This is a genomic window from Veillonella sp. T14073-2, from assembly GCF_002959875.1.
Lineage (GTDB): Bacteria > Bacillota > Negativicutes > Veillonellales > Veillonellaceae > Veillonella > Veillonella infantium.
The window spans coordinates 1-25697 of sequence record NZ_PPDC01000008.1; the positions used below are offsets into that span (position 1 = coordinate 1).

General features: G+C 39.8%; 23 protein-coding genes and 2 rRNA genes. 23 read left to right on the forward strand and 2 right to left on the reverse strand.

Annotated features, from left to right (window positions below; translation table 11 throughout):
• The 9 genes from VCHSUH04_RS08105 to VCHSUH04_RS08145 all read left to right on the forward strand — a co-directional run.
• Nucleotides 1-365, forward strand: a 23S ribosomal RNA gene (locus VCHSUH04_RS08105); the annotation flags it as partial.
• A gap of 77 nt (nt 366-442) precedes the next feature.
• Nucleotides 443-559, forward strand: a 5S ribosomal RNA gene (rrf, locus tag VCHSUH04_RS08110).
• Between the two features lie 542 nt (nt 560-1101).
• Nucleotides 1102-1962: a polysaccharide deacetylase family protein gene (locus tag VCHSUH04_RS08115; protein ID WP_105086132.1), complete on the forward strand. Its 861-nt coding sequence runs from the start codon at nt 1102-1104 to the stop codon at nt 1960-1962.
• An 8-nt stretch (nt 1963-1970) separates the two neighbouring features.
• A complete protein-coding gene (locus VCHSUH04_RS08120) occupies nt 1971-2465 on the forward strand; it encodes a molybdenum cofactor biosynthesis protein B (RefSeq protein WP_105086133.1) in 495 nt (164 codons plus the stop codon).
• A 220-nt stretch (nt 2466-2685) separates the two neighbouring features.
• Complete coding sequence (locus VCHSUH04_RS08125; protein ID WP_105086134.1) at nt 2686-3138, forward strand: Rrf2 family transcriptional regulator; 453 nt, start codon at nt 2686-2688, stop codon at nt 3136-3138.
• Nucleotides 3139-3200: 62 nt separating this feature from the next.
• On the forward strand, nt 3201-4589 hold the full coding sequence (locus VCHSUH04_RS08130) for a cytochrome ubiquinol oxidase subunit I (protein WP_105086135.1): 1389 nt from the start codon (nt 3201-3203) through the stop codon (nt 4587-4589).
• Entirely contained in the window at nt 4580-5599 is a 1020-nt protein-coding gene (gene cydB / locus VCHSUH04_RS08135) for a cytochrome d ubiquinol oxidase subunit II (RefSeq protein WP_105086136.1), read from the forward strand. The genes VCHSUH04_RS08130 and cydB overlap by 10 nt, the downstream gene beginning before the upstream one ends.
• Before the next feature lie 225 nt (nt 5600-5824).
• Entirely contained in the window at nt 5825-9412 is a 3588-nt protein-coding gene (gene cydD, locus VCHSUH04_RS08140; RefSeq protein WP_105086137.1) for a thiol reductant ABC exporter subunit CydD, read from the forward strand.
• 210 nt (nt 9413-9622) lie between these two features.
• A complete protein-coding gene (locus tag VCHSUH04_RS08145) occupies nt 9623-10792 on the forward strand; it encodes a hypothetical protein (RefSeq protein ID WP_105086138.1) in 1170 nt (389 codons plus the stop codon).
• A gap of 109 nt (nt 10793-10901) precedes the next feature.
• Here the strand turns inward: VCHSUH04_RS08145 and VCHSUH04_RS08150 are convergent, their stop codons facing one another.
• Nucleotides 10902-11486 (reverse strand): DUF805 domain-containing protein, encoded by a 585-nt coding sequence (locus VCHSUH04_RS08150; RefSeq protein ID WP_105086139.1) that lies wholly within the window; start codon nt 11484-11486, stop codon nt 10902-10904.
• 21 nt (nt 11487-11507) lie between these two features.
• Nucleotides 11508-12341 carry a pyridoxamine kinase gene (locus tag VCHSUH04_RS08155; protein WP_005387198.1) on the reverse strand — a complete coding sequence of 278 codons (834 nt, stop codon included), beginning with the start codon at nt 12339-12341 and terminating at the stop codon, nt 11508-11510.
• A gap of 135 nt (nt 12342-12476) precedes the next feature.
• Between VCHSUH04_RS08155 and VCHSUH04_RS08160 the strand changes: the two genes are divergently transcribed.
• From VCHSUH04_RS08160 to VCHSUH04_RS08225, 14 genes are all read left to right on the forward strand, one after another.
• Nucleotides 12477-13409, forward strand: coding sequence for an ABC transporter permease (locus VCHSUH04_RS08160; protein ID WP_105086140.1), 933 nt, complete (start codon nt 12477-12479; stop codon nt 13407-13409).
• Nucleotides 13402-14301 carry an ABC transporter permease gene (locus VCHSUH04_RS08165; protein WP_024066371.1) on the forward strand — a complete coding sequence of 300 codons (900 nt, stop codon included), beginning with the start codon at nt 13402-13404 and terminating at the stop codon, nt 14299-14301. The genes VCHSUH04_RS08160 and VCHSUH04_RS08165 overlap by 8 nt, the downstream gene beginning before the upstream one ends.
• A complete protein-coding gene (locus VCHSUH04_RS08170; protein WP_105086141.1) occupies nt 14301-15281 on the forward strand; it encodes an ABC transporter ATP-binding protein in 981 nt (326 codons plus the stop codon). The genes VCHSUH04_RS08165 and VCHSUH04_RS08170 overlap by 1 nt, the downstream gene beginning before the upstream one ends.
• Nucleotides 15281-16228 (forward strand): ABC transporter ATP-binding protein, encoded by a 948-nt coding sequence (locus VCHSUH04_RS08175; RefSeq protein WP_105086142.1) that lies wholly within the window; start codon nt 15281-15283, stop codon nt 16226-16228. Before VCHSUH04_RS08170 ends, VCHSUH04_RS08175 begins: the two co-directional genes overlap by 1 nt.
• A 12-nt stretch (nt 16229-16240) precedes the next feature.
• Nucleotides 16241-17059, forward strand: a complete 819-nt coding sequence (locus VCHSUH04_RS08180; protein ID WP_105086143.1) for a serine hydrolase — start codon at nt 16241-16243, stop codon at nt 17057-17059.
• Nucleotides 17056-18657 (forward strand): peptide ABC transporter substrate-binding protein, encoded by a 1602-nt coding sequence (locus VCHSUH04_RS08185; protein WP_105086144.1) that lies wholly within the window; start codon nt 17056-17058, stop codon nt 18655-18657. Before VCHSUH04_RS08180 ends, VCHSUH04_RS08185 begins: the two co-directional genes overlap by 4 nt.
• A 56-nt stretch (nt 18658-18713) precedes the next feature.
• Nucleotides 18714-19652, forward strand: a complete 939-nt coding sequence (locus tag VCHSUH04_RS08190) for an LD-carboxypeptidase (RefSeq protein ID WP_105086145.1) — start codon at nt 18714-18716, stop codon at nt 19650-19652.
• Nucleotides 19653-19715: 63 nt separating this feature from the next.
• Nucleotides 19716-20855, forward strand: a complete 1140-nt coding sequence (locus VCHSUH04_RS08195) for an amidohydrolase (protein ID WP_105086146.1) — start codon at nt 19716-19718, stop codon at nt 20853-20855.
• A 111-nt stretch (nt 20856-20966) separates the two neighbouring features.
• Nucleotides 20967-22523 carry an ABC-F family ATP-binding cassette domain-containing protein gene (locus VCHSUH04_RS08200; protein WP_105086147.1) on the forward strand — a complete coding sequence of 519 codons (1557 nt, stop codon included), beginning with the start codon at nt 20967-20969 and terminating at the stop codon, nt 22521-22523.
• Nucleotides 22524-22531: 8 nt separating this feature from the next.
• Entirely contained in the window at nt 22532-23101 is a 570-nt protein-coding gene (folE, locus tag VCHSUH04_RS08205) for a GTP cyclohydrolase I (protein ID WP_005387220.1), read from the forward strand.
• Nucleotides 23094-23930 (forward strand): dihydropteroate synthase, encoded by an 837-nt coding sequence (folP, locus tag VCHSUH04_RS08210; RefSeq protein ID WP_105086148.1) that lies wholly within the window; start codon nt 23094-23096, stop codon nt 23928-23930. Before folE ends, folP begins: the two co-directional genes overlap by 8 nt.
• Entirely contained in the window at nt 23930-24292 is a 363-nt protein-coding gene (gene folB, locus VCHSUH04_RS08215) for a dihydroneopterin aldolase (RefSeq protein ID WP_105086149.1), read from the forward strand. Before folP ends, folB begins: the two co-directional genes overlap by 1 nt.
• Nucleotides 24292-24765 carry a 2-amino-4-hydroxy-6-hydroxymethyldihydropteridine diphosphokinase gene (gene folK, locus VCHSUH04_RS08220; protein WP_105086150.1) on the forward strand — a complete coding sequence of 158 codons (474 nt, stop codon included), beginning with the start codon at nt 24292-24294 and terminating at the stop codon, nt 24763-24765. The genes folB and folK overlap by 1 nt, the downstream gene beginning before the upstream one ends.
• A gap of 123 nt (nt 24766-24888) precedes the next feature.
• Nucleotides 24889-25695, forward strand: a complete 807-nt coding sequence (locus tag VCHSUH04_RS08225) for a hypothetical protein (RefSeq protein WP_005387227.1) — start codon at nt 24889-24891, stop codon at nt 25693-25695.
• Nucleotides 25696-25697: the final 2 nt, after the last annotated feature.

A 25697-nucleotide genomic window follows, 5' to 3' on the forward strand; every position in this document is an offset into this window, starting at 1 on the left:
GGTCCCAAGGGTTCGGCTGTTCGCCGATTAAAGTGGTACGTGAGCTGGGTTCAGAACGTCGTGAGACAGTTCGGTCCCTATCCCTCGCGGGCGCAAGAAACTTGAAGGGGGCTGCTCCTAGTACGAGAGGACCGGAGTGGACGAACCGCTGGTGTACCAATTATCCTGCCAAGGGTACAGTTGGGTAGCTACGTTCGGGACGGATAAACGCTGAAAGCATCTAAGCGTGAAACCAGCCTTGAGATGAGGTTTCTCATAGCATAAGCTAGTAAGATCCCATGTAGACGACATGGTTGATAGGCCAGGTGTGGAAGAGCCGTGAGGTTTGGAGCTGACTGGTACTAATAGATCGAGGGCTTTACTTAAATAAAAACATTAAGCAGACATGTGCAACAAAAATATATAACTTCTATGTGGTTTTCAGAGTACAAACTCTGACAGATTCAGTGGCGATGGCTATGAGGATCCACCTGTTCCCATCTCGAACACAGTAGTTAAGCTCATAAACGCCGAAAGTACTTGGCTGGAGACGGCCTGGGAGGATAGGAAGCTGCTGATTAAGCATAAAATAGAGGGTCAACCCTAAAGGGTTGGCCCTCTATTTTTGTGCTCTAACGAGCACAGCTTTCTTACCTGCTAGAGCCGTCTCCAGTTAATGTTGTAGAGGTACTATCTATGTACGTGTCCGTGTCAGACGGCGTGTGAAACCTAGGGCAATAGGGCGTAAAGGAGCGCAGCGACGCGTACGTCCATTGCATCAGGTTCGACGAAGCCCTACAATCAGTATCGTACATTAAAAGACTATTTTTAATACTAACATGGGCGAGTGTGATAGGAAGCCGCTGATTAAGCTAAAGGCACACCTGAGGGTGTGTCTTTTTTTATTGTATGTTGTTTTATTGATTTATGTATGTTTTTATTCCTTATGATATTTATATATTACATATATTGCGATAGAGTACTATTTGAGCATAACCTTATAAATTTCTTAAATGAAAATAATGAATTACTATAAATATCTTGTGCGGGATTTTCTTGATAATACAAGGTATGTGTGATATTCTCATTATATGCTTAAGTGGATTGGAGTGATTAGTTTATATGTATAAATATGGCAAGAGCTGTATTAAAAAAATATTATGTTTTCTCACAATATGTATTGCAATTTTAGCTATCTCTTTTGGCGTTATGTGGGGGCTGTCTACTGATTATAAGATTTATGGTGTCCCTGTACTAAACTATCACCAAGTGAATGATGAAAAGCACTCTGCTTTGACGCTTCATGTTGATCAGTTTAGAGAACAGATGGAATATCTCCATAATCATGGGTATAATACGATTACTTTAGATCAATTGTATGATTACTTACAAAACGGTACTGAATTACCAGATAAGCCAATTGTGATTACCTTTGATGATGGCTATGTAGATAACTATAAAAATGTATTGCCTATTTTAAAGGAATACAACATGAAGGCTACCTTGTTTATGATTAGTGATGCAGCTAATACGCCTGGTTTTGTTTCTACAGAACAAATGCACCAAATGGAAGCGGGTGGATTTGATATTCAAGGCCATACAAATCATCATAAAATCTTAACAAAAATTGATCCTACCGAATTACCGGATGCTCTTCTTGGTGGGAAGACTTCTTTGGAGGGGATTTTGGGTGAGCCTATTGAGTATCTAGCATATCCTGGTGGGTTTAATGATAAGCTCGTTCAATATGTAAGTAAACAATCTGGTTATAAAATGGCTTTCACAGTACAACCAGGTACAGTACAGCCAGGCGATAATTTATATGCCTTAAATCGGTTGGCTATATTCCAAGGTGACACACCGTACTTATCGTTCTGGTTACGCCTACATTGTGCACCATTCATTCACTATACATGGTCATTACGTGATTTTTTACGCGATAATGGATGGCCTACATTAGCATCTATTATACCGTTATTCTAGGAGGAATTATGTCTTACGAAGTATTAGCAAGACCTTTGCGTGTTGCTATTTTAACAGTTTCTGATACACGTACCTTTGAAACTGATAAGGGCGGCAATAAAGTTCAAGAATTTTTGGAACAAGCAGACCATATCGTGGCAGATCGCAAAATCGTTATTGATGATTATGACGAAATTAGAAATGCTATGATTCCTTGGTGTAATGATGAATCTATTGATGTTATCATCTCTACAGGCGGAACGGGAATTGCTAAGCGCGATGTAACAATTGAAGCGGCAAATAGTCTCTATGAGAAACATATCCCTGGTTTTGGGGAAATCTTTAGATATTTATCTTATACAGAAGATATTGGGACTAAGGCGATGGCATCTCGTGCAGAAGCTGGTGTCAACAATAATACGTTAATGTTCTCTGTTCCTGGCTCTGTAGGTGCTGTTACTTTGGCGATGAGTAAACTCATCATTCCTGAAATGGCACATCTTGTTCGTGAAATTACAAAATAATAAATTAAGACTGCTCATACGTGGGCAGTCTTTTTTGATAATATAAATCAAAAAGTGATTTTATGGATATAAAAATATTCAGGTATAACCTAATTTATAGGCTTAAAATCTATATATGCTAATTCTCAATATTTAAAACAATACCATTGCAGTATTGTTTTATTTCGATTATACTAGATTTAGTAATACGTTTGTCCGAGTGCACGAGAAAGGAGACCTTATGAAGTTAAATCAGGCCACGGATTATGCATTTCGCATGGTCTTACATATGGCGCTCTTACCTTCGGGAACGAAGCTAACGGGTTCTGTATTGGCTGAGCAAGAATTGATTCCAGAACGATTTTTGCTCAAGATTATGCGTAGTCTCATTGCAGCTGGGATTATGAAATCCTTTCGCGGTGTAGATGGTGGGTTTGCTCTCAATCGAGAACCGCAAGAGATTTCATTGCTCGATGTAATTAGAGCGGTAGAAGGGGATGCGTATTTACAACGGTGTTTATATGATGTAGGTTCTTGCTCTAAATCTTGTATGGGGCATTGTGCTATCAATGAAGCTATGGGGAAGGTTCAGGACCAATTGATCAATCAGTTGGAGAAGGTTAACTTTAAAACTCTTGCTCAACGTGAACAGTTGATTGAGTCTGAATCCTTACCATATTTACAAGCTCAATGATACAAGATTTTGGTAAAAGCTCATCAAGTGATGTAGGTATTTTATTCTAAGGAGGAAAACACATGTTTGAAGCTGTAGATTTAGCTCGAATACAATTTGCGCTAACATCTATCTATCACTGGTTGTTTGTGCCGTTCACACTAGGCATGACAGTGACTGTAGCTATCTTGGAGTGGACATATGTGTCTACTGGTAAAGAAGTATACAAAAAAATGGCAAAATTCTGGGGCAAATTGTTCCTAATTAACTTTGCTATGGGTGTGGTAACTGGTATTGTTCAGGAATTCCATTTCGGTATGAACTGGGCAGAATATTCTCGTTTTATGGGTGACATTTTCGGCGCTCCATTAGCCCTTGAAGCATTAATGGCATTTTTCTTGGAATCTACATTCATGGGTGTATGGATCTTCGGCTGGGACCGATTAAATAAAACTGCTCATGCTCTTGTGGCTACGTTGGTAGCATTAGGTACTAACCTATCTGCGTTCTGGATTCTCGTAGCCAACTCCTTTATGCAACATCCTGTAGGTTATGTAATCCGTAATGGCCGTGCAGAAATGGATAATTTTTTAACAATTGTTCAAAACGGCTATGTACCAGGTCAATTCTTCCATATTGTGTTGAATGGTCTATTAACAGCAGGCGTAATTATCATGGCCATCAGTGCTTGGCACTTATTGCGCAACAATGCGACAGACTTCTACCGTCGTTCCGCTAAATGGGGCATGGTTATTGCTCTTGTATTCGGTACTTTAGGCGCTTTGGCGGGCCATCATCAAGGTCAATACATTACAAAAGTACAACCTATGAAAATGGCTGCTATGGAAGCATTGTGGGAAACACAAGATCCTGCTCCATTCTCTTTGGTAGCTAACATTGATACTAAAGCTCAAAAGAATACTAGTGCTCTTGAAATCCCTGGTGGTTTATCCTTCTTGACTCAAAACTCCTTTACATCTGGTAAAGTAGAAGGCATCAAAGATCTTCAAGCTAAATCTGAGGCTCAATACGGTCCTGGTAACTATATTCCAGATGTTCCAGCAATCTTCTGGACATTCCGTATCATGGTTGCCGCTGGTTCCATTATGTTACTTGTTGCATTCGTAGGTCTCATCCTTAATGCAAAAGACAAATTAGTTGGAAATCGCACATTCTTGAAAATTATGTTCTGGACATTGCCATTGCCATTCATTGCTCATTCCACAGGTTGGTTTGTAGCAGAAGCAGGTCGTCAACCATGGCTTGTACATGGTTTACAATTGACTGTAGACGGTGCTTCTAAAGCCGTTACAGCTCCAGAAATTATGACTACTATCATCGGTTTTACAGTTGTGTATATCATAGCAGCTATTGCGGCTATCTACCTTGCTGTAGAACACATCAAAAAAGGTCCGGATGGCAATCCATCTCATGATGTAGTTGAAAAAGAGGAGGCGAGATTATGGAATTAATTTTTAATAACCTTGAAGTGGTATGGTTTATTTTAATTACTGTACTATTCGCTGGCTTCTTCTTATTAGAAGGTTTTGACTATGGTACTGGTATTTTATTACCATTCATCGGCAAAACTGACGTTGAACGTCGTCAAATGATCAATGCCTTAGGTCCTGTATGGGACGGTAATGAGGTATGGATGATTACTGCAGGTGGTGCATTATTTGCGTCCTTCCCTAATGTATATGCTACATTGTTCAGTGGTTTCTACTTGGCGTTATTCTTGATGCTTGCGGCTCTTATTATCCGTGGCGTATCCTTCGAATTCCGCTCCAAAAGCCCTAACTTGTTATGGCGTAAAACTTTCGACTACTGCATCTTCTTTGGTTCTTTGATTCCTGCATTATTGTGGGGTGTTACGGTTGGTAACTTGATTCAAGGTACTCCAATCGATGCAAGCATGACCTATGTAGGCACATTCTTTGATTTATTAAGCCCATACACAGTACTTTGCGGTATTGCGTTTATCTTGGTATTCACATACCATGGTGGTTTGTTCACTTCTATCAAAACTGCTGGTGCTGTTTCCGAACGCGCTCGTGCAGCTTCCTTGGTAGTAGGTGTTCCTACAGCTATCGGTGCATTAGCATTGGTAGGTGCAACTTATGTATTTACAGATTTGTTCAACTCTGTATTGGCAATTGTTTGCTTTGCGTTGGCAATCGTGTTCTTCCTCATTTCTTGGGGCGCAGCACGTACTCGAAATACAAAATGGGGCTTTGTATTCAGCTCCTTATCCGTTATCTCTGTAACGGCTGCTTACTTTGCTGGTTTGTTCCCTCGCATCATGGTTTCCTCTTTGAATCCTGAGTGGAGCTTAACTATTGCAAATGCAGGTAACTCTACTTACACATTGACTTTGATGACTTGTGTAGCCTTTGTATTTGTGCCAATTATCTTGGCTTACCAAATCTGGGTATACTGGACATTCCGTCATCGTGTATCTGAAAAAGACTTACACTATTAATAGAATAGAATTATAATTCTAGTGAATTGTAAAATTTAGGTCTCAATGTGAGGCGTGTCGTAGCGGCACGCCTCTTTTTTGTGGTAATATGGATATAATATTGATAAATTTAGATTCACTTGGACTAACTTAGATTATATTTTAACAGAATTTAACTGAGACTTAGTTAGGGCAGTCTAATCGATTTGATTTTATATTTTTAATAGTTTTACCATAGAGGATACTATGATACAGCGTACTGCTTTTAAAGCGCTGCTAGAACATAAAGGTCAGCTATTACTACTAGGATTAACCTGTTTAGTAGAGAGTTTGGCTATTGTTGGGCAAGCTTGGTTCTTTGGAACCTTAATTAATAATTTTATATTTTCAGAGAATACCTTACATGATGAAAGGTATTCCATTATCTATTTAGGAATTGCTATTATTGTAAGGTTGCTTGCACATTATATACAAGAATCCGTAGCAAATCGATTAGGTACTGCGGTAAAAGCAACCTTTAGAGAACGGGCCTTAGAGCATATGTTTAAACTTGGTGTGCAACATAAGGAACGCCATGGCGATGTAATACATATGCTTACTGATGGATTGGAGCAAGTAGATGCTTATGTAGCTCGTTATATTCCTCAAATCCTATATGCTATTATGATTCCTCTTATTATGGGTATTGCTATTGTAGATACATTACCTATTATTGGTATCATTTTGATTATTACAGTGCCATTGATTCCGTTCTTTATGATCTTAATTGGTAAGCAAGCGGATCGTCTAAATAAAGAACAGTGGGAGCGGATGAGCTTCTTATCTGGTCATTTTCTTGATGTATTGCAAGGGATTACAACATTAAAGCTCTTTGGTCGTGCCAAGGATCAAATTAAGGTTATTGGTCGTTTATCTGAGGAGTTTAAAGATTCTACATTACGAGTATTGCGTGTGGCGTTTTTATCTGCTCTAGTTCTTGAGCTCGTAAGTACTATTAGTACAGCATTGATTGCGGTATATCTGGGCTTAACATTATTGGATGGTGAAATCCCATTCTTTTCAGCTTTCTTTATTTTGCTATTAGCGCCAGAGTTCTATACGCCATTTAGACAATTGGGGGCTGCATTCCATACGGGTATGGCAGGTAAGACCTCGATTTTAAAATACGAAGAGTTTATGAATCGCCAGCCATCGTTGCCTATAGGTGGTCAATCTCAACTTAAAGGTAAGGTACAAGCAATTGAAATTAAGGATTTAACTTTTACCTATGAAGATAGTGAAAATGGTGTACAACATATTTCATTAGAGGCTAAACGTAATTCTCCGATCATGCTTGTTGGTGAAAGTGGGGCAGGGAAATCTACAATTGCCCATATTATTGGGGGATTTTTAACTGCTCCTAAAGGCAGTGTTACTATAGATGGTCTTGATCTATGTGACATCGATATTGAGTGGTGGCGCCAACAAATTACCTATGTATCTCAACATCCACATATTATGAAAGGAACTTTGCGTGACGTATTATCCTTTGGGATGAATGTAAGTGATGAAGAGATTATAGAAGCTTGTAAAGAGGTACAGTTACTAGATGTGATCAATAGACAACAAGATGGACTAGATACTGTTATTAGTGAAGGTGGCTTGGGTCTGAGTGGTGGCGAACGTCAACGGGTTGCCTTAGTACGTGCATTTTTGCGAAAGGGTCAAGTGTTAATTCTCGATGAGGTGACGGCACATCTTGATGTAAAAACAGAAGCTATTATAAGCAGTGCTATCAAACGTTTGATGGATAATAAAATCGTCATTATCATTGGTCATCGTCTACAAACGATGCATTGGGCATCCACACTATACGTTTTGAAACATGGACGTATTATTCAACAAGGTTCTTATGCGAAGCTTGTTGCAGTAGATGGTTATTTTAAGGACCTTATCACCTCTGGTTTAGGTGAATTTTCTTCAACTATCGAAGAACAATTAAAGACAGAAAAGTCATTTACCTTAGAACATAGAGAAGAGATTGATCATTCAATTCGGGTAGATCATCAAGAAGCTTACGTTTTGGGGCAAGATACAATACAGACTCCTGAGGTTTCAACTTCTAAGCTGGGCGTACAAGGATGGAAATTATTATTTACTGTACTAAGTCCTGCAAAGTGGTCCTTAGTATTAGCTTTGATTTTTACATTCTTAACGGTATTTATGAATGTGGGCTTATTAACTGTATCCGCATGGTTATTGGCATCAGCTGCATTGCAACCGGGGCTTACTTATTTGAGCCTTGCTATTGTGGGCGTCCGCTTCTTTGGCGTTAGTCGTGCTGTATGTCGTTATTTTGAACGGTATACATCTCATCGTATGGCGTTCCAAGGTCTGTATGGTTTGCGTGTATGGTTTTATGCTCATTTAGAACCATTGGCGCCGGCTATTCTTAAACGTTTTGGTGCAGGGGATATGCTAGGTCGCATTATGGGGGATATAGAGGTACTACAATTTTTCTACTTGCGTACGTTGATTCCGCCTGCAGCAGCCATTGCTTTAACTATTTTAGTTGCCTATGGTGTATCTACGATTGATAATAGTTTAGTTGCGCCTATAGTTTTAGCAGCCTTTATATTAGGTCTAGTTTTGCCTTTAGGTGTATATGCTCATAACAAACAATCGTTGACGGCGATTGGACCTCAACAAGGGAAATATAAATCCCTATTAAGTGATACCATGGATAGCTTGGAGGATGTTATTAGTTACGGTAATGAACAGTTAGTATACGATCGTATTCAATATATGATGAGTACTGTGGATGCTAATAAAGGTATTATCGAACGGGGCATGAACTTAGGCAATACGCTGTTCCTAGGTGGAGTCCAAATTACAGTTGTCATTGTAGCCATATTAGCAGCCAATGCGTTGACCGGAGCTTGGGCCAGTGTTATGGTAGCAGTTGCTGCTATTGGTACACAAGCTTGGTTTGAGGCCTTACAACCTATGATCGCTGCCGTTCATCATGGTGCTGAAAGTAAAGTGGCTACGAGTCGTCTCATAGCACTTGCAGATGAGCCAATTCCAGTAGTGGAACCAAAGGCACCAAAACCATTTAATGCTAATCGAGAGATTACATTTACCGATGTATCCTTTGGTTATGATGCGCATCGTCGTATTTATGAACATCTTAGATTGGACATTAAACAAGGTCAATCGATCGCTATTGTTGGTGCTAGTGGATCTGGTAAGACTACATTGTTTAATATGCTTGAGCGATTATATGATTACAGAGGCTCAATCCATGTTGGTGATGTAGAGTTAAAGGATATTTCTATCGATACATGGCGTAATGCTTTAGGCACGATAACGCAAGATACATATATTTTCCATGCGTCCTTTGAAGATAATATTCGACTAGCAAGACCTGATGCCTCAGAAGCCGATTTAGAGTATGCTATTGATCGTGCTTCGTTGCGCTCTGTAGTGGAACGCTTGCCAGATGGTATTCATACGATTGTTGGTAGTGGTGGTCATGGTCTAAGTGGTGGTGAACGACAACGGGTTGCTTTAGCTCGACTATTCTTGCGAAAACCTCAAGTTGTTTTGTTAGATGAACCATTAGAAGGTTTAGACCAAGTAACGAGAAAGGCTCTGCATCGTGATTTGATGGAATATGTACAGGATAAAACATGCTTATATATTACACATCAGTTAGAAGGATTAGAACATATGGACCGTATCTTATTTATGGATAAAGGTCAAATTATAGAAGATGGAACTTACGAAGAATTAATTGCCCTTCGTGGTCACTTCTATGAATATTGTTATCTATCTATGGCAAGTATTCAATAAAAATAAATATCAGTTAAACTATCTATTATAAATATTAAACTATAATAGGCTGAATGTTAAACTGCAGTAATAAAGCTCCTTTTACTATGTAAAAGGAGCTTTATGTATACCTATATTTAATAGTATATGTAGTAGTCTTTTATCGATAAATCATGCAATATATGGTATAATTTGTATATCAAAAGCTGTTTTTTTACCCTTGGAGGGGTTATGACTAAGATCTTCACCAAATTACGAGCTTTGGTGGATGAAACATTATCTGATCATGATACAGTGGTGGATAAGATGCCTACCATGGAAAAGGCACCATTAGAACAAGACTTGTTCGACCATCGTTTACTATATATAGAAGAAGACACCGTTAATCGTATGTTGAGGGCTGCTCTTCGCAATCATTGGTTCTTCTACGCTGTAACGTTTGAATTTGAACCAAACAATCAAATATTCCTATCCATTATTACTAAATGGGGGAATGTGATCAATGTGGAATTCACCTTAGAGGATTTATGGTTTGATGATTACTCATCATCTTTTGCAATCCGTCTCGATACAAATAATATAGATACAGGTGGGTTTATTTTAAACTCTATCCTACACTTATTAGGTAACTGGTGCCTCAGTCTCTTTGGTATATTCTTTAATCCTATTGCATTAGGTGAGAAGGGATCTACTATGCGGTTCGAGAAAAAGGGGATTATCCAGTTCGATTTATTACCAAATACACAAGTTAAAAAATTTATACCTTTGCCTGAACGACATATCGGTAGTAATGGCCCTGTTCTATTGGGGAATCCTCGTACTAGCCAATCTGTTTTACAGTTAGATTACTATGCGTTCCACGATCCAGTAGATACATTCACTGTACCAGATGTACCAACCCGTACTAGCTGGCTTCGTTCTATTGACATTGCGGCCGTTCTCTTGTTGCCAATCGGCGTGTGGATTACCTTTATTATCTTGCATCACTACTTGCCTACAGAAACTTTAGAATTCTCATTTTCTACATATTTCTTGATTTCTTTAGGGATTTTTATTATATCCTTCTTGGTTATGAATATTCCGAGATATTTGTACATGTACTTTGATTCTCGTAAACAGTGGCAAAGTGCATTTGTGCATAACAATATCAAGATACAAATGCGTAAGTTACACCGTCGCATCTTCATGCAGCAGGCTACACTTACATCTGATTGTGATGAAGATACGGCTAATGAAAGCCAAGAGCGAATTAAACATTTATTATTACAAATTCGTGATAAGCGGTTCCTCGCAAATCGACTTAAAATTGCTGACGATGATAGAATGCGTAAGCAAAAGGTTAAGTTTATTATCGCCTATATTGGTTGTACATTGATTGAGTTAATGTTACTCATGAATTAATAGGAATTGTTTACTAAATAGCTGAAATAACTGAATAGTTTATAGTAAAGAAAAAACGTATCTCTTTCTAGAGATACGTTTTTCTTTATGAAGTGGGACCTGTTATGAGTTAACGCTTTTTACGACGTTTGCGAACGGTTTTTCTAATTTCTCGTTCTGTTTCTGATTTAGGTTGTTGCATTGACTCATAAGTTGGTCGATTTACAGGCATAAATGGTGGGTTACCATATTGATTCGGTTCTGGCTGACCAGGCAATACCCAGAATAGGAAGCCTATGAGCCATACGAAAAGTTCAAGCAAGTAATTGAATGGTGATACAGCAGAATAGGTATTGATGAAAATGATGATTACCGACCATAGAATCCCTGCCCATGCATTAAAGCCGATATCATGAATACGACGGCCAAATAAGATGCAGGATAATGGGAATAAGGATGCTAATAAAATCCATATAACAACCCTTGTAAACCAATAGGCTGGTAAAGAAACAACAAAGTCCAAGAATAGATCATCAATGTAGTGAACGATGTGGAATAAAATCATTAAAACAATGAAGCATATGATAAATTGTAGTCGATTTAACCGTCCCGTTAGATTAAAAATCGATAATCCCATACGTCGACCTTGAAATGCAATGAGCAAACCGACAGTACATATGAGTAGTGTTCGTAATACAACATATAGTAAATCCATAAGTTCCCCTTTATTTATAGCTTATAGTTGAGTTAATTCTGGCAAGACTAGCTCAAAGGCTACACCTTGCTTCATTGATTTTACAGTATCCACTGTGGCTTGAATCGCCTTGGTAGTAAAATTCATTGCTAACTCTGCCGCATCATAAGGTGAATATCCCCTCATTACTGCACCGGATAATACAGCAGTAAAGATATCCCCAGTTCCCGTAGCTTTCACAGGGATAAGAGGAATATCATAAGTTTTTAAATAATCAGTTGGCCCATCATAGACCGCGATAACCGCATGTGTTTCAGATGGTACGCTGGTCATGATAACCATGTCAGGCCCCATTTGGTACAATCTTTTGCAACGATCACGCAATTCATCATCGCTAATAGGATCTGTAGAGAATGGAATATCTAATAAGAAACAAGCCTCCGTGTAATTAGGCTTTACAATATGAGCCTTGGAAACAAGTTGGCGCATAGCTACTACCATATCAGGTGTATAAATAGAGTAGAGGCGACCATCATCGGCCATAGCAGGATCGACGATAATCATTTGGCCTTTGTTACCGAAGCGATCGATGGCTTCTTCCACGAGATGAATTTGTTCTGGCGATGCTAAAAAACCACTTACAATAGCGTGAAAGTCGATTTCGTTTTTATCCCAGCAGTCCATAAAATCTCTCATATGTGCCGATAAATCTACAAACTCGTAGTGTGGATATTCTAAGTGATTACTCAATACAGCTGTTGCCAATGGAACCGCTTGGCAACGCATAGCGCTGATGATTGGAATCATAACGGTTAGGGCACAACGGCCGATGGAGCTCATGTCTTGAATTGTTAAGACTCTAGGTACTTCTGTCATAGACACCTCCAAAATATTATATATTTTATTGTACGTTATGTAGGGCTTTCTGTAAATGTAATGATGTAATTCATGAAATTAACTTCATAATGTAGTATAATAAAACAGATAGACTTTTTATGGAGGATAGTGACAATGACAAGGTATGTGTTTCGACGTCTAGGTGGCGCAATCATAATCTTATGGGTCATCATTACCGTAACATTTGCATTAATGCATGCAATTCCGGGGGGACCTTTTACAACTGAGAAGAAATTACCACCTCAGGTGAAAGCAAGTATTGAAGCAAAGTATCATCTTGATGATCCTGTGTGGAAGCAGTATGGTGATTATTTAGGTGGTGTCATTACTGGTGATTTGGGACCATCATACAAGTATGAAGGCCGCAGTGTAAATGATATTATCAGCGATGCATTCCCAATTTCTGCACAACTCGGTTTATTATCATTAATGGTGGCTGTAGTAGGTGGTATTGCAGCCGGTGCTATTAGTGCTATGCGTCCTAATGGTATCGTTGATTACGCGGTAACCGTATTATCTACCATTGGTATATCCGTGCCTACCTTTATTATTGGTGCCGTTCTTGTATATGTAGTGGGCTTTGAACTGGGCTGGTTCCCAGTGGCCTTATGGCGTGGCCCATCTTATATGGTACTACCAGTATTAACGTTAGCAGCACAACCGATGGCATTCATTGCACGTTTAACGCGCAGTGGCTTGCTTGATGTGTACCAACAAGAATATATCCGTACAGCTCGCGCCAAAGGCTTGAGTTCTTGGACTATTTTGACACGTCATGCGTTAGGGAATGCTATTTTGCCAGTTATTACATATTTGGGCCCATTGGCTGCCAGCCTTTTGACAGGTAGCTTTATCGTAGAAACGATTTTTGCTATTCCAGGCCTTGGACAGTATTTCGTAACATCTATTTATAACCGTGATTATACCGTTATTCTTGGCATTACGATTTTCTATAGTGCTCTTGTAGTATTTCTTAATATTTTGGTGGATATGATTTATCCATTAATTGATCCACGTGTTACGACAGAGGAGGGGACAGATGAATAAGGAAGATTTTTTACCTATTGAACGAACTCCTCAAGAAGAAATTACAAGCTTTATAAAACGTCCTAGTAAATGGGCGAGATTTAAGGTAAATCGCTTGGCCGTAGTAGGGGCAACCATCATTTTGGTGATGATTGTGTTGGCTATTTTAGGCCCCCTAATTTCGCCGTATACCTATGCGGACCAATCCTTGATTGATGCGAACCAAAGCCCAAGCTTTAGTCATTGGTTTGGTACCGATACATTAGGTCGTGACATTTACACTCGCGTTATGTACGGTGCTCGTATTTCCTTAACCATCGGTTTTGTAGCGGCGTTTATCAATCTTGTTATCGGCGTTACCTATGGCGGTATTGCAGGTTACCTTGGTGGTAAGGTTGACCGTATCATGATGGGTCTGGTAGATGTATTGTACGGTATTCCGCTTTTACTGTATGTAATTTTGTTGATGGTTGTACTTGGCCCTGGCTTAACATCTATTTTCGTAGCATTGGGCATTGCGTACTGGCTGAATATGGCCCGTATCGTACGTAGTCAAATTTTGAAAGTTAAAAACGAAGAATATATCATTGCTGCTGAAGCGATGGGCATTCCAAAATATCGCATTTTATTGCGTCATATTTTGCCAAACTGTGTGGGACCAATCATTATTACTTTGACATTGGCCATCCCAGAGGCTATTTTTACAGAAGCATTCCTTAGTTTTATCGGCTTAGGTGTAAATGCACCTATGGCGAGCTGGGGTGTACTCGCTTCTGAAGGGATTAGTAGCATGCGCTCTTATCCGTTCCAATTGATTTTTCCTGCTGTTGCCATTAGTGTTACCATGCTTGGTTTCGCATTCCTTGGTGATGGCTTACGTAATGTATTAGACCCTAAGGAAGGAGATAGATAATGAATAACGCAATTGTTGATGTGCGCAATGTGTCCATTACCATCGATACCTTCCAAGGCCCTTTACGGGTTATTCGCAATCAAGATATCTCCTTACAACCAGGTGAGATTTTAGGTATTGTTGGTGAATCCGGCTGTGGTAAATCAGTGCTAGTTAATTCATTAATGGGATTACTACCATATGGTAAAACAAAAATCAAAGCCGATACATTTATGATTGATGGCAATGATTGCCTTGAATTCACTGAAGATGACTGGAATGAATTGCGCGGTACTACTGTTGCTATGGTATTCCAAGATCCTATGACATCTTTGAATCCAATCATGACGATTGGGGAGCAACTGTATGAGGTTATCCATCGTACCAATGCATATGGTGAGGATTATGACGAACGAGCTATCGCCATCGACTTGTTAAAGAAGATGGGCCTTTCTACACCGGAAAGACGATTGTCTCAATATCCTCATGAGTTAAGTGGTGGTATGCGTCAACGCGTTTGTATCGCCATGGCTGTGGCAGGTCGTCCAAAGATTTTAATTTGCGATGAACCTACAACGGCGCTTGATATTACAACAGAGGCTCAAATCTTACGCCTTATGCAAACATTAGCTGTAGAGGCTGGTATTGGGATTATCTTTATTTCTCATAACTTACGTGTTATCGCTCAAATTTGCGACCGTGTTATGGTTATGTATGCTGGTAAATGTGTTGAATCTGCTACGGTGGAGGGCATCTTTAATGAACCTCGCCATCCGTACACATTAGGGTTATTGCTCGCTCTGCCACAAGGTAAATGGCATGGTGAGTTAAAAGCCGTTGAAGGTCAACCGCCAGATTTGTTTGATTTGCCACGAGGCTGTGCATTTAATCTACGGTGCAAGTGGGCTATGCGTATCTGTGGTAATCGGATTCCTATGGTTACAAATGTTGGTGAGAATCATCAATTTACATGTTGGTTAGCTAAGTTGGAGGGACTTTAATGAGTTACGTATGGGAAACTGACAATCTCGTTAAAGAGTTCACTCTGTCAGGAGGCTTATTTAAGCCAAAACACACGGTACATGCTGTACAAGGCGTGAGCCTATATCAATCACCAGGGGAGACCCTTGGTATCGTAGGTGAGTCTGGATGTGGTAAATCCACATTTGGCTACACTTTGATGGGCTTACATCAAGCTACATCAGGTTCTATTTATATGAACGGTCGTCAGATTGATCCGTATGTGGATCGAAAAGCTGTTCATCCGGTGATGCAAATGGTATTCCAAAACCCTTATGCATCTCTTAATCCACGTCTTACAGTTAATGCGATTCTAGAGGAACCATTGGAGCTAGATCCAAAATATACACCTCGCGATCGTGTTATTCGTGTAAAAGAAGTGCTTGATCAAGTTGGTTTAAACATGTCCTTTGGTGAGCGTTATGCTCATGAATTGTCAGGTGGTCAACGTCAACGTATCGGTATTGCACGGGCTCTCATTATGCAGCCACAGTGTATCATCTGTGATGAACCGATTTCTGCACTAGATGTATCCATTCAAGTACAAATTATGACCTTGCTTGAGAGATTACAAGAACAACATGGTATTTCGTATCTCTTTATTTCTCATGATTTAAATATGGTGCGCTACATCAGTCATCGCATGGTAGTTATGTATTTAGGGGCTGTTATGGAAGAAGGTCCAGCGTTGGATTTATATGAATTTCCACAACATCCGTATACTCGTGCTTTGACCGCCTTAAACGGTCCTGTTATACCGCATGCTCCAATTGGAGCACCGCTTAAAGGGGACCCACCAAATCCACTAAATCCACCAAAAGGTTGTTTGTTTAGTGGTCGATGCCCAGAGGCAGAAGGTCGTTGCTTTACTGAACGTCCGCCTCTTCGTGATTGGGCAGATCGCCGCATCGCATGCTGGCACATATAATGGGAGAATAGTATGGAAAAGTTACTTGTTGGCAAGTCCTTAGAACATCAACTCGATACAGTCATCAAAGAATTAGCACCAAAGGGAAACATATCCTATGTAGTACTTCGATTTGACGATGAAGAGGAACCGACTATTATTGCTTCTAAAGGGGAAGATACGGTACACTCTAGTGCAAGTTTGATTAAGGTACTCATTATGGAGTATGTATTCCATTTAGCTCGTACAGAGCAGTTGGATCTTAATGATACTGTTCCTCTATCTAGAACACCACGTGTTGAAGGCGGTGGTGCATTACAAGAACTGGTAGCAAAGCATAGCTTTACGTATCTTGAGTTATGTCGTCTTATGATGGTTCTTAGCGATAATATGGCGACAAATTTACTCATTACTGTTCTAGGCATGGAGAATATCAATGCTCGTGCAGAACAGCTTGGTGTAGATGAAATAGAACTCAATCGTATGATGATGGACTTTGACGCTCTAGCAGAAGGCCGTGATAACCATTTGACTGCATTGTCGTTGGCTCGTCTGTATAAACACATTTTTGAATGTCGCGATAGAGATGCTTATGGCCGAGAAATGTGGAATATTTTAGGTCGCCAACAATTCCGTGATATCTTGCCATTTTATTGGGGCGAAGATATACGCTTTCACCATAAAACAGGATCCCTTGACCGCGTAGAGCACGATGGGGGCGTATTAGAAACATTTAGAGGTCATTTCTGCTTTATCCTCTTGATGAGCGATATCGATAATGACCGAGGTAAAGAGTTAGGCGCTCAAGTAGGGCGTATCATGAAAGAATTTGTAGAGGAAGCATTGCCATGATGGATAAACGAAATTTGTTAAAACTCATGGTCCTTGCTCTTGGGGTGAGTGTGCTCTTATTTGTATTTGGTTATCCTCGCGGGGAACAACCAATTGATGAGCATACCATTCGATATGTTATTGAGCAGGAACCATCCACATTGGATCCAGCAAAGTCTACTACCTCTCCGGAGGCTACAGTTCAACTTCAATTATTTGACGGTTTAGTTCGTTTAAATGATGAAAGTGAACCAGAGGCAGCACTTGCCAAAAGCTGGGATATTTCTGATGATGGTCGCGAGTATACCTTCCATTTACGACCTGATTTGAAATGGTCTAATGGAGAGCCTTTGACGGCTCATGACTTTGAATACGCGTGGAAACGCGTATTAGACCCTGAAGTCCATGCGGACAATGCATATATGTTATATGTATTAAAAAATGGCGAAGCCTTTAATAATGGTGACGCTTCAGCTGATGATGTTGGCGTTAAGGCCACTGATGATAATACATTAGTAGTTACCTTAGAGAATCCAACAGCGTATTTCTTAAAATTACTAGCTTCTCATAGCTATTATCCAGTGAGCCAAAAAGATGTAGAGGCTCATGAAAACTGGGCTGCCAATGCGGATACATTTGTATCTAATGGTCCATACCGCTTACTATCCTGGAAGCATAATGGAGAAATGGATTTCATCAAGAATCCTAACTATTGGGATGCAGATTCTGTGAAAACAGAGAAAATGAATTGGCCTATTAGTGAATCCCAAAGCACACGCCTTACATTGGTTGAAGGTGGCGAAGCAGATATGACGGTTGAGCCTCCTGTAGCGGACCAAAAACGATTAGAAGAGGCAGGTCTATTACATATTGGACCTATGCTTGGTAACTATTATTACGTATTCAATGTGAAAGCAGAACCTTTCACAGATCCTGAGGTGCGTAAAGCTTTCTCCATGGTTATCAACCGTGCTAATATTGTTAACAATATTGTTCGCGGTGGTAAAGAGGCTGCTTATGCATTTGTTCCATACGGTATGCTTGAAAGTAATGGGCGTGAAGATTTCCGTGAAGCGGGTAGCTATCTTGTTTATGAAGATGTAGAACAAGCTAAAGAAATCTTGAAAAACGCTGGCTATGATAAAAATCATCCATTGCCTCCAATTACGATTTTGTATAATACAAGTGAATTACATAAAGCGATTGCCGAAGCTGTACAAGATGCTTGGGTCAATGCATTTGGTGCAGATGTGCGCTTACAAAATCAAGAGACAAAGGTATTCTTAGCCGACCGAGAAGCTGGTAAATATCAAGTTGCTCGTGCTTCTTGGGTTGCGGATTACAGTGATCCACAAAACTTCTTAGAAGTATTTTCTGCTGAAGACAATGATAGTCAGTACCATAGTGATGATTATAACGAGTTAATCGCTCGTATTCGTACGACACCAAATGGGGCTGAACGGGATGCGTTGATGCATAAAGCAGAACAGATGATTTTTGATGAAGCTCTAGTAATGCCATTGTATTTCACAACACAACCATATGTAACAAATGGAAGTATTCAAAATTATTTCTGGACTACATTAGGCCTTGTTGACTTTAAAAAAGCATACAAATAAGATACACTTAAGACGTACACTATGTGTACGTCTTTTGTTGTATTTTATGAGGACATATGAACTGGATTGAACCAAAGCGCTTAGCACCGGGCATGACCATAGGCATTATGGCTCCTGCTAGTGCAAGCGATGAAGATTTACATAGAATAGAAGAAATTTGTAACGCAAAGGGCTATAATGTTCTTTTGGGTGAAAGTGCACATCGCAAAGGCTTGTATGGTGGTACACCAGAGGAGCAGGCCGAAGAGTTCCAATATATGATGACCAACGCACCTTGTGAGGCGGTACTTGCCTTGCGCGGTGGTTACGGAACGATGCGTTATCTAGATTTATTAGATTATACAGCAATCCGTAAGCATCGAAAGGCTTTTATTGGGTATAGTGATTGTACAGCACTTCACATGGCGATCAATCGATATAGCCGACTCATTACCTATCACGGGCCGATGGGCGTAGATTTTAAGCCTGAACGCAAAGCAGATATTGATGCTTTATTTAATACTTTAGAAGGTAAATTACAAGTCATAGAACCATTACCTGAACCGCCGCGTGGTGCCATTGGTACTGAGCTGGGAGAAGGGATTTTACGAGGTGGTAATATGACGATGTTATCTATGTTGTTAGGAACGCCTTATTTTTTAGAGGACGAGTCTTGGGAGGACACGTTGCTATTTATTGAAGATGTAGGAGAAGCACCGTATAAGCTGGATCGCATGTTACAACAATTTCGTCTCAGTGGTTTATTGAGTCGTATTAAAGGTTTAGTGATTGGTACTTTTACAGATTGTGAAGGCGACGATGATGAGCGTGATTACGATTTAGGCTATGAAGCGTTACGCTACATGGAGGAAAATAGAGACCCTGAATTGTTGGAGCCTTTTGTATGTTATGTCCCAACAGGTCATGGAACGCCGCATCAAACATTACCACTAGGAGCGATGATAAACTTTAGGTATATTTCAAATACCATAATTGTTCATCCCTATACGAAATAGACACATTCTTCTTAGATAGAATAAATAATAAACAGTATAAATTAGAAATTAAAAAGGGAAGTTATGACATTACAAGAACGAGAGGCTCGTGCCTGTGCCATCATAGATAGTATGACAGAGGAATTGCGCGATATCTCCTTATATTTACACGATAACCCAGAATTGGGCTTAAACGAGCATAAAGCAGTTAAGGTAATTAACCAATTCTTAGAAAATCATAATTTTACATCTCAAGTGGGGCTAACTGATCTTCCAGAGTTACAAACGGCGTTACGGGGTGACTATAACGGTACTGCACAGCATAAAATAGCCTTTTTAGGTGAATATGATGCACTACCAGAACTCGGCCATGGTTGCGGACATAATCTCATTGCTATGATGAGTTTAGGGGCGGCTATTGCCTTCAGTCAAAGTGTACCGGAAACGTGGGGAACGACCTTCTTTGGTTGTCCTGCGGAGGAAACTATTGGTGGTAAAGTATACATGGCTGAGGCTGGTTTATTTAAGGGCTATGAGGCGGCACTAATCATTCATCCAGGCGGTGAAAATGAGGTAGGGGGCACATCATTAGCGACGCATCCACTAGAGATTACCTTCCATGGACGGTCTTGTCATATAGCATCATTAACTGACTCTGGTATTAATGCCTTAGACTGTGCTGTAGATTTATATCAAAAAATAAAAGAGTTAAAGAAAACATTTCCTAAAGGGGCTATTGTAGGGACCATTTTTACCGAAGCTGGTACAGCACCAAATGTAGTAACTTCTAAGGCTACGATTCGCATGACTGTTCGCGGTAGTACGGTGGACGATTTAGAAGGTATTATTTTGCCGGCTATCAAAGAGGCTGCTCAAGAAATTGCAGCATCTTATGGCGCCCGTGTTGAGATGCATCATTATGAGCCTCTCTTTAAGGATATGCGTCAAGATAAACAACTATTAGATCTCTTTAACGATGTGATGACTGAATTTGGTGAAACGCCTCGTATATTGCCTGATGATGAGGCTGATGGTAGTACAGATGTAGGAAATGTATCTTATGAAGTACCAACAGCACAGCCTACTTTACAGATTGGGTTAGGTTTAGAGGCTCATACACCAGAGTTCACTTGTGCAGCAGGTTCCGACTATGGATTGGAGCAAGCGATTAAGGGCGCTAAGATTATGGCTGTGGTAGCCTTGCGTTATGCATTGGGTAAGTGATGTTCAATTTTTGACATATAGAGGTCAAAAAGGTACAATAGATATAATATTTAAGTAAGTATGAAACAAGCCGTCTTCAACAAGACGGCTTTTATTCCGGTGGAGATAGATATGAGTGTTTTAACCGTTTCAAATGTAACCCATGGTTTTGGAGCGCGACAAATTTTAGATGATGCATCATTCCGCTTGTTGAAAGGTGAACATGTAGGGTTAATTGGTGCTAATGGTGAAGGCAAGTCTACATTCCTAAATATCATTACAGGTAAAATACCTCCTGATGAAGGTAAAATTGAATGGTCCAACCAAGTAACTGTAGGTTATTTGGATCAACATGCGGTCCTTGAAAAGGGCATGACCATTCGCGATGTATTGCAACGAGCTTTTGATGATTTGTTTGTAATGGAGCAAAACATTAATGATGCGTACAATCGCATGGGTGATGTGTCTGAAGATGAAATGAATAAGCTTCTCGAGCAAGTAGGGGAGTGGCAAGAAATTCTAGAGCAGCGTGGCTTCTATGAAATTGATGCGGTTATTGAGCGTACAGCTGCAGGTTTGGGCCTTATGGATATTGGACTTGACCGAGATGTTACGGAGCTCAGCGGTGGCCAGCGTACAAAGGTTTTACTTACAAAACTTTTACTAGAAAAACCGACGATTTTGCTCTTGGACGAACCGACAAATTATCTTGATGTAGAGCATATCCAATGGTTGCAAAACTATTTACAAAACTACGAAAATGCGTTCATCTTGATTTCTCATGATATGGAGTTTTTAAATTCCGTAGTCAACGTGATTTATCATATCGAGCAAGCAGTTTTAACGCGTTATACTGGCGACTATCATCAGTTCCAAGCGGCTTATGAAGTGAAAAAAGCGCAAGCAGCTAAGGCTTATGAGCGTCAACAACAAGAAATTGAGCGCATGGAAGACTTTATCCAACGCAATAAGGCTCGTGTAGCAACGCGTGGTATGGCAAATTCTCGAGCTAAACGGTTAGAGAAAATGGAGATTTTGGAAAAGCCAAAAGAGTACATTAAACCAAGTTTTGGTTTTAAAGAAGGCCGTACGCCAAGTCGTTTTATTGTAGAGGCCTTTGGTTTGGAATTAGGCTATGATGAACCGTTGACTCGACCAGTAGACTTTCAAATTGAAAGAAATAAAAAAATCGCTATTCGTGGCGTTAATGGTCTAGGTAAAACGACATTATTGAAAACAATTTTAGGGTTATTAAAACCGGTGAGTGGTGAGTTGGTAAAAGGTGATTTCTTACAAATTGGGTATTTTGCTCAAGAAGATACACCATCCAATTCTGAAACTGCCTTAGATTATATTTGGAATGAATATCCGGCAATGACTAATGCAGAAGTACGTGCAGCGCTTGCTCGTTGTGGCCTTACTAACGAGCATATTACATCGCAAATGCGCGTGTTATCTGGTGGTGAGAATGCAAAGGTTCGCTTATGTAAACTGATGCAAAATAAGTACAATGTACTCGTATTAGACGAACCAACGAATCACTTGGACATTTATGCAAAAGAAGAACTGAGTCGTGCTTTGCGTGAGTTCAAAGGAACTATCGTTTTAGTAAGTCATGAACCTGAATTTTATAAAGATTGGGTTACGGATATTTGGAATATTGAGGATTGGACGACGAAAATCGTTTAGGAGGACCGATGAATCAACGTGCAAAGGACGGGATAAAGCAATTTTTAGCGGCTTTATCTGTTGATACTGAGGCGCCAGAGCTAGAGAAAACACCAAGTCGTGTAACAGAATTATATAGTGAATTATTCAGTGGCGTAGGATTAGATACAAAGTCAGCCTGGGGTGAAACATTTAGTACTGATTATAAGGGTCTTGTAGCGGTTACAGGAATTCCTTTTTACTCTATGTGTGAGCACCACTTGTTGCCATTCTTTGGAACCGTGGATATTGTGTACCAACCTAAGGATGGGTGTGTGGCAGGGCTTAGCAAGTTTCAAGATATTGTTAATATTCTTAGCCGGAGGCCGCAACTACAAGAGCGGTTAGCATCAGAATTAGCAGATGCAATTATGAATGATTTATCTGCTCATGGTGTATTCGTACGCATTACATCGACTCAGTTGTGTATGCTTATCAAAGGGACCATGCAGCAAGATTCAAAGGTTATTACATTAGAAAGCCGTGGTGTACTAGCAGAGACTGGCACATTACGAGATGAAGCGTTGGCAATGTTAGGTGGAGGACAGGCAAATGTTTAAACGTAGAAATTACACATGGAATGATGGCAAAAGTTTATCTTTGTGCGATCGTACCCTTATTATGGGGATACTAAATGGTACGCCTGACTCTTTCTCTGATGGTGGTAAATTCAATACTCCAGAAGCGGCAGCAGCACATGTAACGCAAATGATTGAAGATGGTGCTGATATCATTGATTTAGGCGTAGAATCTACGCGCCCTGGTTGCACACCATTGACAGCAGATGAAGAAATTGAACGCTTAGCCCAATTGATAGACCCTGTACTACATGCATCTACAGTACCTGTATCTATCGATACCTATCATGCTAAAACTGCTGATTATGCACTTTCAAAGGGCGCTCATATTTTAAATGATATTTGGGGCTTACACTATGATCCTGATATGGCAGCAATAGCCGCAAAATACAAGGTACCTGTAATCATCATGCACAATAGTAATGATACAAACTATGGTGACATCATTGAAGATATGAAGGCATACTTCTTCTTTGCTGTAGATAAAGCCTTAAAGGTTGGTGTAACACCACAACAAATTTGGCTTGATCCAGGTATCGGATTTTTTGGTAAAACAGAAGAACAAAATATTGAAGTTATGCAACGTTTAGGCGAATTAACGGCTTATGAATACCCTATTTTACTTGCGCCTAGCCGTAAGGGTTTTATCGGTTCTATGTTGGGCGGTTTACCTCCAGAAGAACGCGATGAAGGCACGGTAGCGGCTTGTATTACGGGTGTATTCCAAGGTGTTGATATGGTGCGTGTTCATAATGTGAAAATGCACAAACGCGCCTTGGCCGTAGCAGATGGCCTATTACGAGGTGAATAATGGATAAAATCGTTTTAAAAAACATGGCATTTTATGGATACCATGGCAATTTGACATCTGAACAAGCGCAAGGACAGCGCTTTTTTGTAGATGTTGAAATTACTACGGATCTTACAAAGGCCGGTCAAAGTGACCAGTTAGAGGATTCTATCAATTATGTAGAAGTATATGAGCTTGTAGAATCTGTTATGACTGGAGAAAAACATAATTTATTAGAGCGTTTAGGTGCACTTATTGCCGACTCTTTATACCAACATTATCAAGGTATCGTTGGCTTATCTGTAACGGTGCGCAAACCATCTGTACCTATTGCTGGTATCCTAGATTATGTTGAGGTTGTCACTACAAGAGGTCAAATTTGATGTATACCTATTACATCAGTGTAGGTTCAAATATAGGTGATAAAAGAGGCTATATTAATTCCGCTTTTCACCTATTACAAGGGCATGAGGCCGTTTCAGAGGTTATTAGTTCTTCTTTGATAGAAACGGAACCTTGGGGATATACAGATCAGGCGTCATTTATTAATGGCATGTGGTCTTGTAAAAGTACTTTGAATCCTCATGAAATGTTAAGTGTCCTTCAGTCCTTAGAACAAGAGGCTGGTCGTGAACGACTCATTCACTGGGGACCACGTACATTAGATTTAGATATTATTTTGGCTTTTGATGAAGCCGGTTCTATGATTTCCATTTGTGCTGAAACTCTAACTATACCGCATCCTTATTTTTGGGATAGAACCTTTGTCTTAGAACCTTTACATGAGTTGTTACCAACTTTTACCTATAAGGGTATCTCAATTAGCGAGCGACTAGCTACATTAAGTTTGGCATAGAAGTCCACAAAGATATTAAAAAAATTTACAGTTATACCTAGAATTGGGATTATATTAATAGGGACTTACTGTAATGGCAATATATTATTACGTTTTATGCCTGGGGATTCATAGGGAGTATAAATGAATATAAAACGTATCGGTTTATGCATACTAGCATTAATTGTAGTGGGGCTCTCCTATTGGCTTGCAGTAGGTGGCAATTACGACAGTAAAACAGTACGCATAGACCCAGAAGAGCATACATTAGTAAATTCTAGTGATGCCATCATTTCAAAACGAATATTAGCGATGAAGTCTATCGACTCACAAGTGTACTTTCTAGGTTATGAAGGGTATGGTATTTATAATTTAGCTGATAATACACTTCGGTTGATGCCTATTACCTTTCGTGGCCAACATATTGAGCCACCGAAGACCGAGAATTACCAACGTGGTTTACGAGAGATTACTATGGTAAAAACTTTCTCTGATTTTAGTGGGCCAGAACAATCCGTACTCAAGGATTTGTTGGAATCTACAGATAGAGGAGCTCATTATTATGGGGACTTTTACCATTCAGGTTATGAGTCATCCCTCATTGACATGAAGGATCAATATTTTATAACGAATACGGTACGAGCTTTAAAGCGTATAAATCATACATTGTATGTATATGATGCGTCAGGGTTTATTATCATTGATTTAGATAGTCGTCGTATTCAAGGGTTCTTTAATAATCGTCTAGGTGGAGAAGGACCCAAAGGAGTACCTGATAGCTTGCGTGGCCATTATGGTTCAGATTTCACGATGATATATGCATTGTCCAAGTTAGATCCAAAGGATTTAGAGATTTTATGGTCAATGCGAAAACAATATTTAGAAAAGTCACCACAAGTGATGGAGAATAAGGATTTATTCCCGCTTAATCTTGATGAGATGACTTTATAGGA